Origin of the sequence: Kingella pumchi (genome assembly GCF_022288825.1) — a bacterium.
In the GTDB taxonomy this organism is placed as follows: Bacteria; Pseudomonadota; Gammaproteobacteria; order Burkholderiales; family Neisseriaceae; genus Kingella_D; species Kingella_D pumchi.
This window is the reverse complement of the sequence record NZ_JAKOOW010000006.1, coordinates 812-16042: the sequence shown is the minus strand read 5'-3', so window position 1 is coordinate 16042 and position 15231 is coordinate 812. Positions and strand designations below refer to the sequence as shown.

Genomic DNA, 15231 nt, shown 5'->3' with positions numbered 1-15231 from the left:
TTGGTTTGTCTTTCCCGTTTCCGAATACCTATGCGCATTATTTCCGCCAATCTCAACGGCATCCGTTCCGCCTACAAAAAAGGCTTTCTCGATTATCTCGCCGCCGCAGAGGCTGATTTCGTCTGCGTGCAGGAACTCAAAGCACAGGAAGCCGATTTGGCCGACGACATGAAACGCCCGCACGGCATGTACGGCGCCTGGCATTGCGCCGAAAAACGCGGCTACAGCGGCGTTGCCCTTTACAGCCGCCGCCAACCCGACCGCGTGCAAACCGGCATCGGCGTGGACGAGTTCGACCGCGAAGGCCGCTTCGTGCGCGCCGATTTCGGCCGCTTAAGCGTGGTGTCGCTCTATCTGCCGTCCGGCAGCAGCGCCCCCGAGCGGCAGGAAGCCAAGTTCCGTTTTCTGGACGTTTTCTACCCGATGCTCGATGCCATGCACGGCGAAGGGCGCGACATCGTCATCTGCGGCGACTGGAACATCGCCCACCAAAACATCGACCTGAAAAACTGGAAAGGCAACCAGAAAAATTCCGGCTTCCTGCCCGAAGAGCGCGAATGGATGGGCAAAGTCATCAACGAATTGGGCTGGCACGACACTTGGCGCGAGCTGTATCCCGAAGCGCCCGGCTACACCTGGTGGAGCAACCGCGGCCAGGCCTATGCCAAAGACGTCGGCTGGCGCATCGACTACCAGATGGCCACGCCGAACCTGGCCGCCGCCGTCCGCAGCGCGTCGGTTTACAAAGACGAGCGTTTTTCCGACCACGCGCCTTTGGTGGTCGATTACGACTATTCCCTATAAAGCCCGCCCGCGCGTTTCAGGCTGCCTGAAACGCGCGGGCGCTTTGTCCACGCCAAGCCCCAACCCAGCCATGCATTTTTCCGATCTCGAAAGCCTGACCCTGCTGATTGTGCGCGACGCCGGCGAGCCCGCGCTGTGGAGCGAGCGCTGGGAATACAGCTATCCGATGGTGCAGAGCACCGCCTGCTCGGCTGCCCAAAGCATCGAGCAATGGCAGCGCGGCGTTCAGGCTGCTTTTGCCGCCATCCGCGGCAACGGCGCGGTGATGCTGGTGGCCTACGGAGCCGGTGCGCTGGCCGCCGCCGCGTGGTATTACCAAACCGACACCGCCGCCCAGCGCCGTGTTGCCGGCGTGATTTTGGTGTCGCCGTCGCGCGAAGCCTGGCAGGACGACGAGTACCACACTCTTGCGCGCTGCCGTTTCAACTGCAAAACCGCGCTGGTTATCGGCAGCGGCGACGAGCGCAGCCCCGAAGCCTGGGCGCGGCAGCAGGCCGAACAATGGCGCGCCCGCCTGCTGGTATCGCCGCATACGGGGCGTTTGAACGGCGAAATGGGCGGCTGGCAGTGGGGCATGCGGCTGATGCAGGAAATGCTGATTTATTAGACTTTATTAGGCGCGGCGGGAGCAGATTTGCCGTTTGCGTGCAGCGCCGGCGCGAAAAAGCAGCCTGAAAAAAGCGGCAGCCGTTTTCAGGCTGCCGCTGGGCAAAGAAATCATTGGCGCACCCGACTGGGATCGAACCAGCGACCTTCAGCTTCGGAAACTGACGCTCTTCCAACTGAGCTACGGGTACCGCGCAAAACGGGCGCAAGAATACCCGAAAAAACGCCGTTTGGCAAAAAAGCCTGCGCTCGCCGCCCGTATTTTCAGGCTGCCGCCGCCCTGTTTTTTTGATGCACGCCAAAATTTCCGATTGGAAAGGCAAGGCGGATTGAGTATAATCGCGAAAATTCATGTTAATGTAAATTAACTTATACAAAGAAGCCGCAACCGCTTTGCCGGCCGGCTTTGCAGAACACTCCACAATTACCAAAACGGTGAGGCCCGATTAAATGAAGAACCCGAAAAAACAAGCGCAAGGTTCGGCGCTGATTACCCTGCTGGGCGGCATCCTGATTCTGATAGCCGTGCTGTTCCTGCTGGTCAAACTTGCCACCACCAAATACGAAGGCGACGTTGCCGAAACCACCGAAGATGCCACCGAAACCCGCATCATGCCCGTCGGCCGCCTGGTAGAGGGCGACGGTACCGAGCCCGGCCAGCGTACCGGCCAGCAGGTGTTCGACAAAGTCTGCGTCCAATGCCACGCCGCCGACGCATCCACCGCCTTCTCGCCCAAAATCACCCACAACGACCAATGGGCGCCGCGCATCGCCAAAGGCTTTGACGCCCTGCTCAACAGCGCCATCAACGGCTTTAGCGGCCCCGAAGGCGGCAATATGCCCGCCAAAGGCGGCGCGTCCGACCTGACCGACGAAGAAGTCGCCCGCGCATTGGTTTACATGGCCAACAAATCCGGCGCCAACTTCAGCGAACCGCAGGCCGGCGGCGCAGCCACCGCTGCCGCATCCGACAGCGCCGCTTCAGGCGCCACCGCCGATGCTGGTGCCGCCGGCGAAGCGCCCAAAGCCGAAGGTAAAGCAGAAGCCAAAGCCGAAGGCAAAGCGGATGCCGCACCCAAAGCCGATGCCGCCGCCGGCAAAGCCATTTTCGACAAAACCTGCTTCGCCTGCCACGGCGCATCGTCCGCCATTCCCAATATCCCGCGCATTACCCACAAAGACGAATGGGCGCCGCGCCTGAAAGCGGGCAAAGACACCGTGTACAAACACGCCATCTCCGGCTTCAACGCCATGCCCGCCCGCGGCGGCAATCCGGATTTGAGCGACGACGAAGTCAAAGCCGCAGTCGAGTACATGCTTAAAGAATCCGGCCTGTAAAGGCAGCCTGAAAAAGCAAATAAAGCGCAATCCTTGGTGGTTGCGCTTTATCTGTAAGCAGCTTTCAGGCAGCCTGAAAACCGTTTGTCCGTTATCAAGACCGCCGCAGCGGCAGGCAGCCTGAAACGCCCGCCAAGCGGCACCCGCAATCCCGTTCACAACTGATCAAAGGAAAAACCATGAACAAAGCACTTACCGGCAGCCTGATCGGCATCGTTCTAATCGGCGGCGGTCTCGCCGGCGGCAGCTACTATATGGGCAGCCGGCTCGAAGACAGCTACCGCAACAGCTTTAATCTCAACGACAAACGTTTCGCCGTCAAACTCAATAACTTCTCTATGGGCCCCCTGTCCGGCAAAGCCGCGTGGACGGGCGAAATCACCCCCGATTTGTGCGATCCCAGCCTGAAATTCATCGTCCGCGGCGAAGACATCCTGCACCGCAGTCTTACCGGCTACCGCGTCGAATCGAAAATCTATCTGGTGCGCCCCAAAGACAACAGCGCAGTTTTGCTGTTTGACACCGATACCGCTATCGGCTGGACGGGCGATATCGACGGCAGCCTGAAAGTGCCCGCCGGCAGCCATGCCGACGGCAAACCGGCGATGAACAGCGAAGGCGATTTGGCCGTTACCCGCGACGACTTCCGCATCGAATGGCAGCAAATCAGCGGCCGTTTCAAAGGCGGGCGCCAAGATGGCGAAACCGAAATCCGCTCCTTCGAGCTGAGTATGCCCCTGGTGAAAATCAGCCAGGCAGGCAGGGATAGCGCCGAGTTTGAACTGAAAAACCTGAATTACTACAACGATATCGGCATCGGCACCTTCGGCAGCCGTCCGGTATCGGGCAGCGACAAACTCGATATCGAATCCTTCAGCTTCACCAACAGCAGCGGCGATATGAGTTTGAGCAACCTGAAAATGGGCGGCACGCAAACCGCCGACGGCAAAACCCTGTCCTACAATTGGAACGGCGACATCGGCCGCTTTTCTTTTGGCAGCAGCGACCAGTTCGGCAGAGGGCGCTATTCCATCGACAAAATCCATTTAAACAGCCACATCAAGGGTCTGAACATCGCCGCGCTGGAAAAACTGCACGCGCTGCTCAAGCGCCAAAGCCAGACCTGCGTGCCGCATGAAGAGCAGACGCGGGCGATGCAGGACTTTATCGTCGAGCTGGCCAAAAACGGCGTAAGCGCCGAATCTAAAGGCAACCAGCTGTCCTTCAACGGCGGCACCGCCACCGCCGAGGCCCAAGCCAGCCTGCCCGCCGGCGACTACACCGCGGAAAACCTCCCGAGCAAAGCATGGGAAGCCCTACGCTACAGCGCCCGCGCCAGCATCGATAAAAAACTGATCCGAGAAATCGCCAGACTCGAGAAAAAAGGCCAAGAACCCAGCGACGAAGAAATCGCCAAAGCCGTTGCAGAAATCGTCACACTCACCGGCGGCCGCGAAGAGGGCGACAAAATCGTGATGTCGATCGAGAAGCAGTAAAAGCAAGCAGACAAAAGCAGCCTGAAACGGTTCGGATGCCGTTTCAGGCTGCTTTTTGCCGTTGCGCACAAAGGCGGTGCGGCTTTTCAGGCTGCCCTTTGGGCAGTCTTTTTTGTTTTTAGCGGATAGCTTGGGTGGCAAAGCCAACATCAGCAGGGGGTTGCGCTGCATTGTTGGGTCTTGACCCAAGCCGCAATACCGCCAGACGGTGCGCGGTGCGCACCCTACAGCCGGACGGCAACGGTGCAAACGGCAGCGGGTACGCCCCGCGCACCGAAAACGGTGCCGCCTTATCGCCTTTATCCCATTCCAAACCCGAAAAAGGCAGCCTGAATACGCCAAACTGCCTGCAAACGGTGCTCCCTCTCCCGTCAAAACGGGGGAGGGCTGGGGTGGGGGCAAACGTTTGCGCTGCACAAACCAGCGTTTCTGTCGAAACGCCCCCACCCCAACCCCCCCGCGCTTGGGCGCAGGGGAGGGAGCAAAGGGCGCCGCGGGATGGACGGTTTCAGGCTGCTTTGCTTTGGGTCGCCGTCTGAAAGGCAGTCTGAAAGGTTTTTCAGGCTGCTTTTTGCTGTTTTGTTGCAAGGCAGCCTGAAACTCGTTTCAGCGCTCGGCAAACGCCGTGCCGCGAAACACCCGTTTGGGGTTGCCGCGCTCTACGCGGTACAGCGACTTGTGCGCGTCGGCGGCCTGTCCGGCGGCGTCGGCCTGGCGGCGGGCGGCGAGTTTCAGCGCGAGCAGTTCCAGCGCGCGTTTTTTGTTGGCGTGCTGGCTGCGTTCGCTTTCCACGCGCACGCTGATGCCGCTGGGCGTATGGGTGGCGCGTACGGCGGATTCGGTTTTATTGACGTGCTGGCCGCCTTTGCCGCCGGCGCGGCAGGTTTGGAAAACGATGTCGGCAGGATTGCCTGTATCGTGTTCCGCGCGGTTTTCAGGCAGCCTGAACACGCCGATATACCAGTTTTTGCGCGGATGGCGCGGGCGCAGCGGGCTGTCGCACACCCATTGCAGCGTGCCCTGCCAGCGCTGCGCGGTGTCGTCGGCCAGGCAGCCTGAAAGGCGGACAAGGGCGGAGAGAATGCCGTGCTTGTCGGCGGTTTCTTCAAGCACTTGCGCCGCCGCACCCGCCTGTTCGGCTTCGCGCAGGATTTGCGCCAGCACGAAACGGGCGAAAATGCGGCACTCGGCCGGGCCTTGGGCGGTGGAGATTTGCAGGGTGGCGGCGCCGTTTTCAGGCTGCCTGAACGGGATATTTGGTGTCATCGTCTGCTCCTTTCAGGCTGCTTGGCACGGCTACCGTTTGCGTCGTCGTCGCCTTGGCCGGCGCATTCGCCGCCGGTTTTGTAGGTTAAAACCGGTTTGAAGCGCGCCACCAATTCAATCAGGCTGTGCGCGTGCATGGCGGCGATGATGCTGTCGATGTTTTTGTAGGCCTGCGGGGCTTCTTCATAAACCAGCGCTTTATCGGCGCAGACGACCAGACTGCCGAAGGCGGTGCGGCGCAGGCTGTCGGCGGAGTATTTGTGCGACAGACGGCCTTTGCATTCGCCGCGCTGCCATTTGCGGCCGGCGCCGTGGGCGAGCGAGCGCAGGGCGGTTTCCCGACCGGCGGCGGGGGCGACGAGATAGCTGTAGTCGCCGCGCGAGCCGGGAACCAGCACCAAGCCCTGATCGGCGGGGGTGGCGCCTTTGCGGTGCAGCCAGCCCGCTTCGCCGTCAAACGCGGCGGCTTCAAGGAAGTTGTGGTGCACGTCGAGTAGGCATTCGCCGCTGCTGTGAAGCTTGTGCAGGATGCGTTCGGCAATCAGCAGGCGGTTGGCGCGGGCAAAGGCGAGCGCTGATTGGTGTTCGGCCAGATAGGCTTGGGCGTCGGCGCTGTTGTCGTTCAAACCTTGATGGCCGAATGCTTCAACGTGGCGGCGCAGGATGTCTCCGCCCAGCCCGCGCGAGCCGCTGTGGACGAGCAGTTGCAGCGCGTCGGCACGGAAGTTTTCAGGCAGCAAATCGGTGCGGTAAACGGTATCAACGGTTTGCAGCTCGGCAAAATGGTTGCCGCCGCCGATGGTGCCCAAGGCAGCCTGAAAGGGGGAGTCGGGCAGGATTTCGTTGATCCGCGCCTGCCATTCGCCGCCTAAAGGCGCGTCGATATTGCCGATTTGTTTGGCGAGCTTGGCGGGTTTGCTTTTGGCGGCGGGGACGGCGGTTTGCCAGAAGGCCATGCCGCAGCCGATGTCGCCGCCGATCAGTGCGGGATAAAAACGGCCGACGCTGAAAAAGGCCGCGCCGATCGGGTAGCCGCGGCCGGCGTGCAGATCGGGCATGCCGGCCACGCGGCGCATGGCGGGAAGACGGGCGGTGGTTTCGAGCTGGCGCACGGCATTGCCTTCCAGCCAGGTATCGGGGGTGGAAATTAGGGAGATGTTTGGGATGTGATTGCCCATATCGGTACTTTCCCACGCAGGGGCAGCCTGAAAGCCGTTTTAAAAAACGTCAGGCAGCAAAAACGCGCCGGTTGCGGCGGGTTTTGACCAAGCGTGTGTGAAAAAATTGGGGAAAGCAGCCCGATGCGGGCAGGAAGATGCTGCCTAAGCGGCCGGGCTGCAAAGAATGATTGGGAGACGGTTTGCGTGTTTCATGGCCTGTCCTTTCTTTGCATGGGGTGGGAAAAGGGCGGCATCTTAGGGGCAATGGCGGCGGCGGGCAAGTTTGCGTGGGATTGGGCGGGGGCGAAACGGGTTGGGTTGTCGCGGCAAAGCAGCCTGAAAGCCGCGCCGGTGCTGGGAACGGGCGTTCGGGCGGCGGGTGTGGCGTTTGCGAGACGGTCGCGCCGTGTCGTTGTCGTCCAAGGGGCGGCGCGAAGGGCAGGGCGCTTTTCGCTATAATCCGCCCCTTTAACGATTTTTCAGGCTGCCTGCCACCATGACGCCACACGATCCCTTTGCCTATTTGGAACGGCTGGACGACCCTGCCGTCCAGTCTTTCGCCGCCCAAGCCCATGCCGAAACCCTGTCGCATTTCGCGCGGGGGACGGACTACGAAGCGCTGAAAGCCGACATCACCGCCGTGCTGCAGGACGAAAACCAGATTCCGTTTTGTCAGGAACACCGCGCGCAGATGTACCATTTCCACCAGAGTGCCGAGCATCCGAAAGGCGTGTACCGCGTGTGCAGCGCCGCGTCTTACCGCAGCGGGCTGCCGCAGTGGCGGGTGCTGTTTGACGTGGCGGCCTTCGACGAAATCTTGGGCGACGATGTTTATCTCGACGGCGTGTCGCACTATGTCGAGCAGCCTGAAAAAGTGCTGCTGTCGCTGAGCATTGCCGGCGGCGACACCGCCTATACGCTGGAATTCGATCTGGCCGCCGGCGCGGTGGTGGAAAACGGCTTTCATTTTCCCGCCGGCAAAAGCCACATCGCCTGGCGCGACGAAAACAGCGTGTGGGTCTGCCCCGCGTGGGACGAGCGCCAGCTCACCGAATCGGGCTATCCGCGGCAGGTGTGGCTGCTGCGGCGCGACCAGAGTTTTGCCGAAGCCGAGCCGGTGTACGAAATGGACGCCGCCGGCGTGATGGTGCACGCCTGGCGCTATCTCGACGGCCAGGGCGCGCCGATTGATCTGATCGAATCGTCGCACGGCTTTTTCAGCAAAACCTATTACCAGGTCGGTGCCGATTTGGTGCCGCAGCCGCTCAAGCTGCCTGAAGACTGCGACATCACCGGCTATCTCGGCGGTCGGCTGCTGCTGCACCTGCAAAGCGAATGGCGTCGCGCCAAGCACAGCTATCCGGCGGGCAGTCTGGTGGCGGTCAAACTTTCCAAAGGCCGGCTTGGCGAAGCGGAGCTGCTGTTTGCGCCCAACAATCGCCAGTCGCTCGAAAGCGTGGAAACCACCAAGCGCTTTGTGGTTGCGTCGGTGCTCGACAAGGTTTCAGGCAGCCTGAAAGCCTGGAAGCTGGACGCCGACGGCTGGCACGAGCAAACCCTGCCCGCGCTGCCCCAAGGCGCTTTGGAGCTGACCGATCAGCCGTGGGGCGGCGATGTGCTGTATGTGGCCGCCAGCGATTTTCTCACCCCGCTCACCCTGTTTTCGCTGGATTTGCAGGTGATGGAACTGAGCGTGTTGCGCCGCCAGCCGCAGCAGTTTGACAGCGCCGGCTTGGGCGTCGAGCAGTTTTGGGCGGTATCGGCCGACGGCGAAAACATCCCCTATTACTGGGTCGGCAGCCGCCGCAGCGCCGATACGCCGACGCTGGTTTACGCCTACGGCGGCTTCGGCGTGCCCGAGCTGCCGCACTATCTGGGCAATATCGGCCGTCACTGGCTCGCGCAGGGACACAGCTTTGTGCTGGCTAATGTGCGCGGCGGCGGCGAGTTCGCCCACTGGCACCACGCCGCCCGCCGCGAAAACAAACACAAAAGCACCGACGATCTGCTCGCCGTTATCGCCGATCTGCACCGCCGCGGCCTGTCGTCTCCCAAACGCACCGCCATCCAAGGCGGCAGCAACGGCGGCCTGCTCACCGCATCTGCCTTTGTACGGCAGCCTGAAAGCATCGGCGCGCTGGTGTGCGAAGTGCCGCTGACCGATATGCTGCGCTACCACCGCCTGTCCGCCGGCGCCAGCTGGATAGAAGAATACGGCGACCCCGACGACGAAACTATGCGCCCGCTGCTGGCCACGCTGTCGCCCTACCACAATCTCGATGCCGAACGCCGCTACCCGAGCGCGCTGATTACCACCAGCCTGAGCGACGATCGTGTCCACCCCGCCCACGCCCTGAAGTTCTACGCCCGCCTGCGCCAAAGCCAAAACGCCAATGCCTGGCTCTACGCCCCCGCCGGCGGTGGCCACACCGGCAACGGCACGCAGGAAGAAACCGCCGCCGAGCTGGCCTGCATCCTGCGCTTTCTGCATGAAAGCATCGTCGCCGCCTGATTGCGGCGGACAACAATAAAAGCAGCCTGAAAACCGTTTGCACGGGTTTCAGGCTGCTTGGTTTGGGGATTAGCGGCGGATCTGCCGTTTGCCGCGGGCTGGGGATTGCTTGGCAGCCACCGGTTTTTTGGTGCGATTCATGTTTTGCAGAATCTCCTTCCATTGTCTGCGTTCGTTAACTAAACCAAGCTCTTTAGCATCAAATCTCTCTAAAAAAACCGGCATCCGGTCATCCAAATATTGCATCAGCAGCACAATATCGCGCAGGCTCAAATACACAAAATTGTATTTGCTCTCCGCCAGCGGCAGCTCGGGCACAATAATGGCTTCCAGATATTGGTCTTGATGAAAGCGAAGATTTGCTCCCAAAGCCCACTGCCTGCCGTCTTGATAGGTAATTAAAATAAACAGCCGGTGTTCTATAGACTCAAATTCCGATTGGGGATTGGGATAACGCCAGGCACGGATATGGTTCAGCCTGCCGGCAAATTCGCTAAAGCGCTCGGGTGGCAGAATAAAATGTGCCATATCGCTATACGTATTGTCATTTACCGAAACTTCATCCACCAGCAGATTGGTGCCGGGCGGCAAGCCGATTTCGAATGGCGAATAGCTGTTTTTTACATCAAAAAAACGCTCGACAACTATACCGGTAGGGGGTGGTGCCATTCCGCCGTAAAAAACTTCAATTGACGTAATGCCCTTATCGGTCAGCGGCAGAATCTGCTTGAGCGGTACCGCGTGCTTGGCAAATTCTTCGTTGTTTCTTTTATGCCTGATAAGCGATTGAATATTGTCGCGCGGATGTTTACGCTTTTGCTCTTCCAACTCTTCAAAGCTGGGATACTGCTGCTCGGGCGTGGCCATCAGCTTGTCCCAGGCGGCCATATTGCGGGCGATTTTGGCTTCGTCTGCCGGGTATGCGCTGTTCTGCTTGGGTGCAGACGCAATTTGGGTTTCAGGCTGCCTGCTACTTTCAGGCTGCTTTGTTTCAGCAGCGGCATGTGGAATGCAGACGGCAAGCAAAAGGGCGGTGGCGGATGCGTAAAGCCGGTGGTTCACGGTGTTGCTCCTGATGGTTTGGGGAAAGCCGGATTATAAGTGTTTGGCAGCAGCCTGAAAGCCAAGCAGCCTGAAAACCGCTCCCGTAGGTCGGATTCTCGAATCCGACAGCCGGCCGCAAGGGCGGCATGCGGGTAGGCAAAAGCAATGTCGGATACAAGTATCCGGCCTACGCAGTTTGCAGGGGGCGTACCGCGCACCAAAAAGCAGCCTGAAAGCCGTTTGCGCGGTTTCAGGCTGCTTTATCGTTTATTGCCGTGCAAACGGCGGAAGGGGTTTTCAGGCTGCTTGGCTTGCGCCGGGCGGACGGTTGTTGCCGTATTCGGACATATCGGCAGCCGGCAGCGCGGCGGCGCGTTCGATTTGTTCGCGCGCGCCGTTTGCCAGCCGCAGTTGCGGCCGCGACTGCTGCAGGCAGTTCCAAGCCTGCTGCCAATCGCGGCAGCTGCCGTGGCGCAGCAGCCAGACCATCGCCACTGCCGCGCTGCGCCCCAAACCCAGCGCGCAGCACAGCAGCACCGCGCTGTCGGTTTGCCGCAGAAAGTTTTGCAGTGCATCAGCGGCGTCACGCAAATCGGCGGCGGGCGGCGGCACGGTATCGAGCATCGGCACGCAGAGATAGTGCGGCGGACGCCACGGTGCGGGCTGTTCGGCGCAGCAATCGACGGCAGCCTGAAAACGCGGCCGCCCGGGCGCGGAGCGCAGCGCGTTCAGGCTGCCCAAATACAGGCGGCCGCCGGCGGCAAACGGCACGCACAGGGGCATCCGTTTGGCGCGCAGCCAGCAGCGCGCGCCCCACAGGGCTGCCAAGCTGTACGGCAGAAATAATAGTTTTGCCGCCGCGGCGGTCGAGCCGTCGGCCTGTTTTTGAAACGCCGCTGCGCCTAAGCCGCCGTAGGCCGCGGCGGCCAGCAGGCAGGAAACCGCCGCCCACAGGCTCCACAGCCATGCGCCGCCGGATAATGCAGGCAGCGCGCACAAAAGGGCGGCGGCCAGGTAAATCCGTGCCGGACGGCGGTAAGCCGCTGAGCGCGCCCGCAGCGGCGAAGTGCCATCCGGCCACAGCCACAGCACCAATGCGCCGAGCAGGGCGCCGCCGGCAAGGTCGATAAAATGATGCTGCCAGGTCGTCAGTACCGACAGCGCAATCAGCGCAAACCATGTCTGCACCGCCGGCCGCCAGCGTTCGGGCAGCCTGAAAAAATAAAAGCGCCCGACAATCCACGCAAACGCCACATGCAGCGACGGTGCCTGGTTGTACGGGCGGTCAAACTCGGCCACCGCAGCAAACAGCATTCCCGCCCAGCCATCCGCTGCAGGTTTGGCGGCGGAAAACTGCAGCGGCAGCAGCAGGAAAAACGGCAGGGCAGTTAGCTGCGCCGTCCACAGCCGCGCCAGATAGCGGTTTTGCTCCGCCTTGCTGCGGCAGAGAAAAAAGGCCAGCGCATACAGCGGCGTGAGTGAAGAGTAGGGCAGAATGCTCCACGCCCAAAACGGTATCCGCGCTTCCCAGCCAAACATAATCTCCGGCACGCCGCCGCGTTGTGCGGCCAGATGGTTGGGCAGGCCGTAGCTCAGGGCAAACAGCAATCCCGTTGCCCCGAGCGCGCACAAAGAGCGGAAAAAAGACGGTTTCATGTTTTCAGGCTGCCGTTTTGTGGATGGATGGACGCGGCAATGTAACACAGCCGGCCGGCAGCCTGAAATTTGTGCCGCATATCATTCTGTTATTGACCGGATGCTTCCAAAAATAATATAATTCCGCTCTTGTCGGCATGGTGTCGGCAAGAATTTTTACTCAACAGGAAAAAGTAAATATGCCTACTATCAACCAATTGGTACGCAAAGGCCGTAAAAAGCCCGTGTACGTAAACAAAGTGCCCGCACTGGAAGCATGCCCGCAGAAGCGCGGCGTGTGCACCCGCGTGTACACCACCACCCCGAAAAAACCGAATTCCGCTTTGCGTAAAGTATGCAAAGTGCGCCTGACCAACGGTTTCGAGGTGATTTCATATATCGGCGGCGAAGGCCACAACCTGCAAGAGCACAGCGTGGTACTAATCCGCGGCGGTCGTGTTAAAGACTTGCCGGGTGTGCGCTACCACACCGTTCGCGGCTCTCTGGACACCGCCGGTGTGAAAGACCGGAAACAAGCCCGTTCCAAATACGGTGCCAAACGCCCGAAATAATCTGTTCAACCAACTGGCACATCGGCAGCCTGAAAGGCTAAGCCGAGTAAGTGAATGCCCCGCTGGGTATTCATGGGTCTGCCCCAACTGAAGATATTTAAGGAATTAAAATGCCAAGACGTAGAGAAGTCCCCAAGCGCGAGATTCTGCCCGATCCGAAATTCGGCAGCGTGGAATTGAGCAAATTCATGAACGTGCTGATGATTGACGGTAAAAAAGCCGTTGCCGAACGCATCGTATACGGCGCGTTGGAACAAATCGCCAAGAAAGTTTCCGACAAAGAAGCCATCGAAGTGTTCAACGAAGCGATTAACAATGCCAAACCCGTGGTGGAAGTGAAAAGCCGCCGCGTCGGCGGTGCCAACTACCAAGTTCCTGTTGAGGTTCGTCCGGCACGCCGTCTGGCTCTGGCAATGCGCTGGGTGCGCGACGCCGCCCGCAAACGCGGTGAAAAATCCATGGATCTGCGTTTGGCCGGCGAGTTGATCGACGCTGCGGAAGGCCGCGGCGGCGCAATGAAAAAACGTGAAGAAGTACACCGCATGGCCGAAGCCAATAAAGCCTTCTCCCATTTCCGTTTCTAATTTGCAAAGGCTGAAAAAATGGCTCGTAAAACTCCGATTGAACTGTACCGCAACATCGGTATTTCCGCGCATATCGACGCGGGTAAAACCACCACTACCGAACGCATCCTGTTCTACACCGGCCTGACCCACAAACTGGGCGAGGTGCACGACGGTGCGGCTACCACCGACTATATGGAACAAGAGCAGGAGCGCGGTATTACCATTACTTCTGCTGCCGTAACTTCCTACTGGTCCGGTATGGCCAAGCAGTTTAAAGAACACCGCTTCAACATTATCGATACCCCCGGACACGTGGACTTTACTGTCGAAGTAGAGCGCTCTATGCGTGTGCTCGACGGTGCGGTAATGGTTTACTGCGCGGTTGGCGGCGTACAGCCGCAGTCTGAAACCGTATGGCGTCAGGCAAACAAATACAAAGTGCCGCGCCTGGCCTTCGTAAACAAAATGGACCGCCAGGGTGCCAACTTCTTCCGCGTGGTTGAGCAGATGAAAACCCGTCTGCGCGCCAACCCTGTGCCGATCGTGATTCCCGTCGGCGCCGAAGACAACTTCGAAGGCGTGGTTGATCTGCTGAAGATGAAAGCGATCATTTGGAATGAAGCTGACAAAGGTACCACCTTTACTTACGGCGACATCCCTGCCGATTTGGTTGCGACTGCCGAAGAATGGCGCCAAAACATGATCGAAGCTGCCGCCGAAGCTAGCGAAGAACTGATGGACAAATACCTGGGTGGCGAAGAGCTGAGCGAAGAAGAAATCGTTTCTGCTCTGCGTCAGCGCACGCTTGCCGGTGAAATCCAGCCGATGCTGTGCGGCTCTGCCTTCAAAAACAAAGGTGTGCAACGCATGCTCGACGCTGTAGTTGAACTGCTGCCTGCCCCGACCGACATTCCGCCGGTTCAGGGCGTAAACCCCAGCAACGACGAAGTCGACAACCGCAAAGCTTCCGACGAAGCTCCGTTCGCCGCTTTGGCATTCAAAATGTTGAACGACAAATACGTCGGCCAGCTCACTTTCATCCGCGTTTACTCCGGCGTCGTCAAATCAGGCGACAGCGTGCTGAACTCGGTTAAAGGTACCCGCGAGCGTATCGGCCGTCTGGTGCAGATGACTGCCGCAGACCGTACCGAGATTGAAGAAGTGCGCGCCGGCGACATCGCCGCTGCAATCGGCCTGAAAGACGTTACCACCGGTGAAACCCTGTGTGCCGAGAACTCTCCTATCATTCTGGAACGAATGGAATTCCCCGAGCCGGTAATCCACATTGCGGTTGAGCCGAAAACCAAGGCCGACCAAGAGAAAATGGGTATCGCCCTGAACCGTCTGGCCAAAGAAGACCCGTCTTTCCGCGTGCGTACCGACGAAGAATCCGGCCAAACCATTATTTCCGGTATGGGCGAATTGCACTTGGAAATCATCGTCGACCGTATGAAACGCGAATTCGGCGTGGAAGCCAACGTGGGCGCTCCGCAAGTGGCCTACCGCGAAACCATTCGCAAAGAAGTCGAATCCGAAGCCAAACACGTCAAACAGTCCGGCGGTAAAGGCCAATACGGTCACGTTGTGATCAAAATGGAACCGATGGAACCCGGTGGCGCAGGCTACGAGTTTATCGACGAAATCAAAGGCGGCGTGATTCCGCGCGAATTCATTCCGTCTTGCGACAAAGGTATTCGCGACACCCTGCCTAACGGCATCGTGGCCGGCTATCCGGTTGTGGACGTACGCATCCGTCTGATTTTCGGTTCCTACCATGACGTGGACTCTTCGCAGATCGCGTTTGAGCTGGCTGCTTCCATGGCTTTCAAAGAAGGCATGAAAAAAGCCAACCCCGTTCTGCTTGAGCCGATTATGGCCGTTGAAGTGGAAACGCCTGAAGACTATATGGGCGACGTGATGGGTGACTTGAACCGTCGTCGCGGTATTGTCTTGGGTATGGATGACGACGGTATCGGCGGCAAAAAAGTCCGTGCCGAAGTGCCGCTGGCAGAAATGTTCGGTTACTCCACCGACCTTCGCTCTGCCACCCAAGGCCGCGCCACCTACTCTATGGAATTTGCCAAATACGCTGAAGCGCCGGCACACGTCGCCGCCGAAGTAACTGCCGCCCGCAAAGGGTAGCAAACTCCGTCAGGCAGCCTGAAAAGGCAAAATACGTTTCAGGCTGCCTGATATTTGTTCTTTAATGATCTTTATATGAAGGAATTAGCT

At 59.4% G+C, this 15231-nt stretch carries 12 protein-coding genes and 1 tRNA gene; 8 read left to right on the top strand and 5 right to left on the bottom strand.

The genetic code is table 11. From position 1 onward, the window contains the following. The first annotated feature begins 30 nt into the window (after positions 1–30). Both MB824_RS01475 and MB824_RS01470 read left to right on the top strand, forming a co-directional pair. Positions 31–804, top strand: coding sequence for an exodeoxyribonuclease III (locus tag MB824_RS01475; RefSeq protein ID WP_238745249.1), 774 nt, complete (start codon positions 31–33; stop codon positions 802–804). Between the two features lie 70 nt (positions 805–874). Beyond that, on the top strand, positions 875–1411 hold the full coding sequence (locus MB824_RS01470) for an alpha/beta hydrolase (RefSeq protein ID WP_238745247.1): 537 nt from the start codon (positions 875–877) through the stop codon (positions 1409–1411). Positions 1412–1525: 114 nt separating this feature from the next. Here the strand turns inward: MB824_RS01470 and MB824_RS01465 are convergent. After that, positions 1526–1601: transfer RNA gene (locus MB824_RS01465), tRNA-Arg, on the bottom strand. Between the two features lie 259 nt (positions 1602–1860). Between MB824_RS01465 and MB824_RS01460 the strand changes: the two genes are divergently transcribed. Together MB824_RS01460 and MB824_RS01455 are read left to right on the top strand one after the other, a co-directional pair. Next, positions 1861–2748, top strand: coding sequence for a c-type cytochrome (locus MB824_RS01460; protein WP_238745245.1), 888 nt, complete (start codon positions 1861–1863; stop codon positions 2746–2748). 179 nt (positions 2749–2927) lie between these two features. Continuing rightward, complete coding sequence (locus MB824_RS01455; RefSeq protein ID WP_238745243.1) at positions 2928–4244, top strand: DUF945 family protein; 1317 nt, start codon at positions 2928–2930, stop codon at positions 4242–4244. Positions 4245–4850: 606 nt separating this feature from the next. Here the strand turns inward: MB824_RS01455 and prfH are convergent. Both prfH and MB824_RS01445 read right to left on the bottom strand, forming a co-directional pair. Continuing rightward, positions 4851–5510, bottom strand: a complete 660-nt coding sequence (gene prfH, locus MB824_RS01450) for a peptide chain release factor H (protein WP_238745241.1) — start codon at positions 5508–5510, stop codon at positions 4851–4853. Beyond that, positions 5507–6688, bottom strand: a complete 1182-nt coding sequence (locus MB824_RS01445; protein WP_238745239.1) for an RNA ligase RtcB family protein — start codon at positions 6686–6688, stop codon at positions 5507–5509. The genes prfH and MB824_RS01445 overlap by 4 nt, the downstream gene beginning before the upstream one ends. A gap of 478 nt (positions 6689–7166) precedes the next feature. Here MB824_RS01445 and MB824_RS01440 point away from each other — a divergent pair, with 478 nt between their 5' ends. Then, positions 7167–9182 (top strand): prolyl oligopeptidase family serine peptidase, encoded by a 2016-nt coding sequence (locus MB824_RS01440; RefSeq protein WP_238745237.1) that lies wholly within the window; start codon positions 7167–7169, stop codon positions 9180–9182. 69 nt (positions 9183–9251) lie between these two features. On the opposite strand, the gene MB824_RS01435 is transcribed toward MB824_RS01440, so the two are convergent. Together MB824_RS01435 and MB824_RS01430 are read right to left on the bottom strand one after the other, a co-directional pair. Further along, positions 9252–10244, bottom strand: a complete 993-nt coding sequence (locus MB824_RS01435) for a hypothetical protein (protein WP_238745235.1) — start codon at positions 10242–10244, stop codon at positions 9252–9254. 279 nt (positions 10245–10523) lie between these two features. After that, positions 10524–11882 (bottom strand): dual specificity protein phosphatase family protein, encoded by a 1359-nt coding sequence (locus MB824_RS01430; RefSeq protein WP_238745233.1) that lies wholly within the window; start codon positions 11880–11882, stop codon positions 10524–10526. Positions 11883–12061: 179 nt separating this feature from the next. Between MB824_RS01430 and rpsL the strand changes: the two genes are divergently transcribed. The 3 genes from rpsL to fusA all read left to right on the top strand — a co-directional run bounded on the left by rpsL (position 12062) and on the right by fusA (position 15141). Then, positions 12062–12433, top strand: coding sequence for a 30S ribosomal protein S12 (gene rpsL / locus MB824_RS01425; RefSeq protein ID WP_003783497.1), 372 nt, complete (start codon positions 12062–12064; stop codon positions 12431–12433). Between the two features lie 110 nt (positions 12434–12543). Further along, the gene (gene rpsG, locus MB824_RS01420; RefSeq protein ID WP_238745231.1) at positions 12544–13017 is read left to right on the top strand and encodes a 30S ribosomal protein S7; all 474 of its coding nucleotides are present in this window, start codon (positions 12544–12546) and stop codon (positions 13015–13017) included. Between the two features lie 18 nt (positions 13018–13035). Further along, a complete protein-coding gene (gene fusA, locus MB824_RS01415) occupies positions 13036–15141 on the top strand; it encodes an elongation factor G (protein ID WP_238745228.1) in 2106 nt (701 codons plus the stop codon). Positions 15142–15231: the final 90 nt, after the last annotated feature.

Excerpts from the sequence above, each read along its gene's own strand:
- rpsL (WP_003783497.1), top strand. The coding sequence starts at position 12,062 with ATGCCTACTATCAACCAATTGGTACGCAAAGGCCGTAAAAAGCCCGTG.
- MB824_RS01475 (WP_238745249.1), top strand. The coding sequence starts at position 31 with ATGCGCATTATTTCCGCCAATCTCAACGGCATCCGTTCCGCCTACAAA.
- prfH (WP_238745241.1), bottom strand. The coding sequence starts at position 5,510 with ATGACACCAAATATCCCGTTCAGGCAGCCTGAAAACGGCGCCGCCACC.
- MB824_RS01440 (WP_238745237.1), top strand. The coding sequence starts at position 7,167 with ATGACGCCACACGATCCCTTTGCCTATTTGGAACGGCTGGACGACCCT.
- MB824_RS01445 (WP_238745239.1), bottom strand. The coding sequence starts at position 6,688 with ATGGGCAATCACATCCCAAACATCTCCCTAATTTCCACCCCCGATACC.
- MB824_RS01460 (WP_238745245.1), top strand. The coding sequence starts at position 1,861 with ATGAAGAACCCGAAAAAACAAGCGCAAGGTTCGGCGCTGATTACCCTG.
- MB824_RS01470 (WP_238745247.1), top strand. The coding sequence starts at position 875 with ATGCATTTTTCCGATCTCGAAAGCCTGACCCTGCTGATTGTGCGCGAC.
- fusA (WP_238745228.1), top strand. The coding sequence starts at position 13,036 with ATGGCTCGTAAAACTCCGATTGAACTGTACCGCAACATCGGTATTTCC.
- MB824_RS01430 (WP_238745233.1), bottom strand. The coding sequence starts at position 11,882 with ATGAAACCGTCTTTTTTCCGCTCTTTGTGCGCGCTCGGGGCAACGGGA.
- rpsG (WP_238745231.1), top strand. The coding sequence starts at position 12,544 with ATGCCAAGACGTAGAGAAGTCCCCAAGCGCGAGATTCTGCCCGATCCG.
- MB824_RS01455 (WP_238745243.1), top strand. The coding sequence starts at position 2,928 with ATGAACAAAGCACTTACCGGCAGCCTGATCGGCATCGTTCTAATCGGC.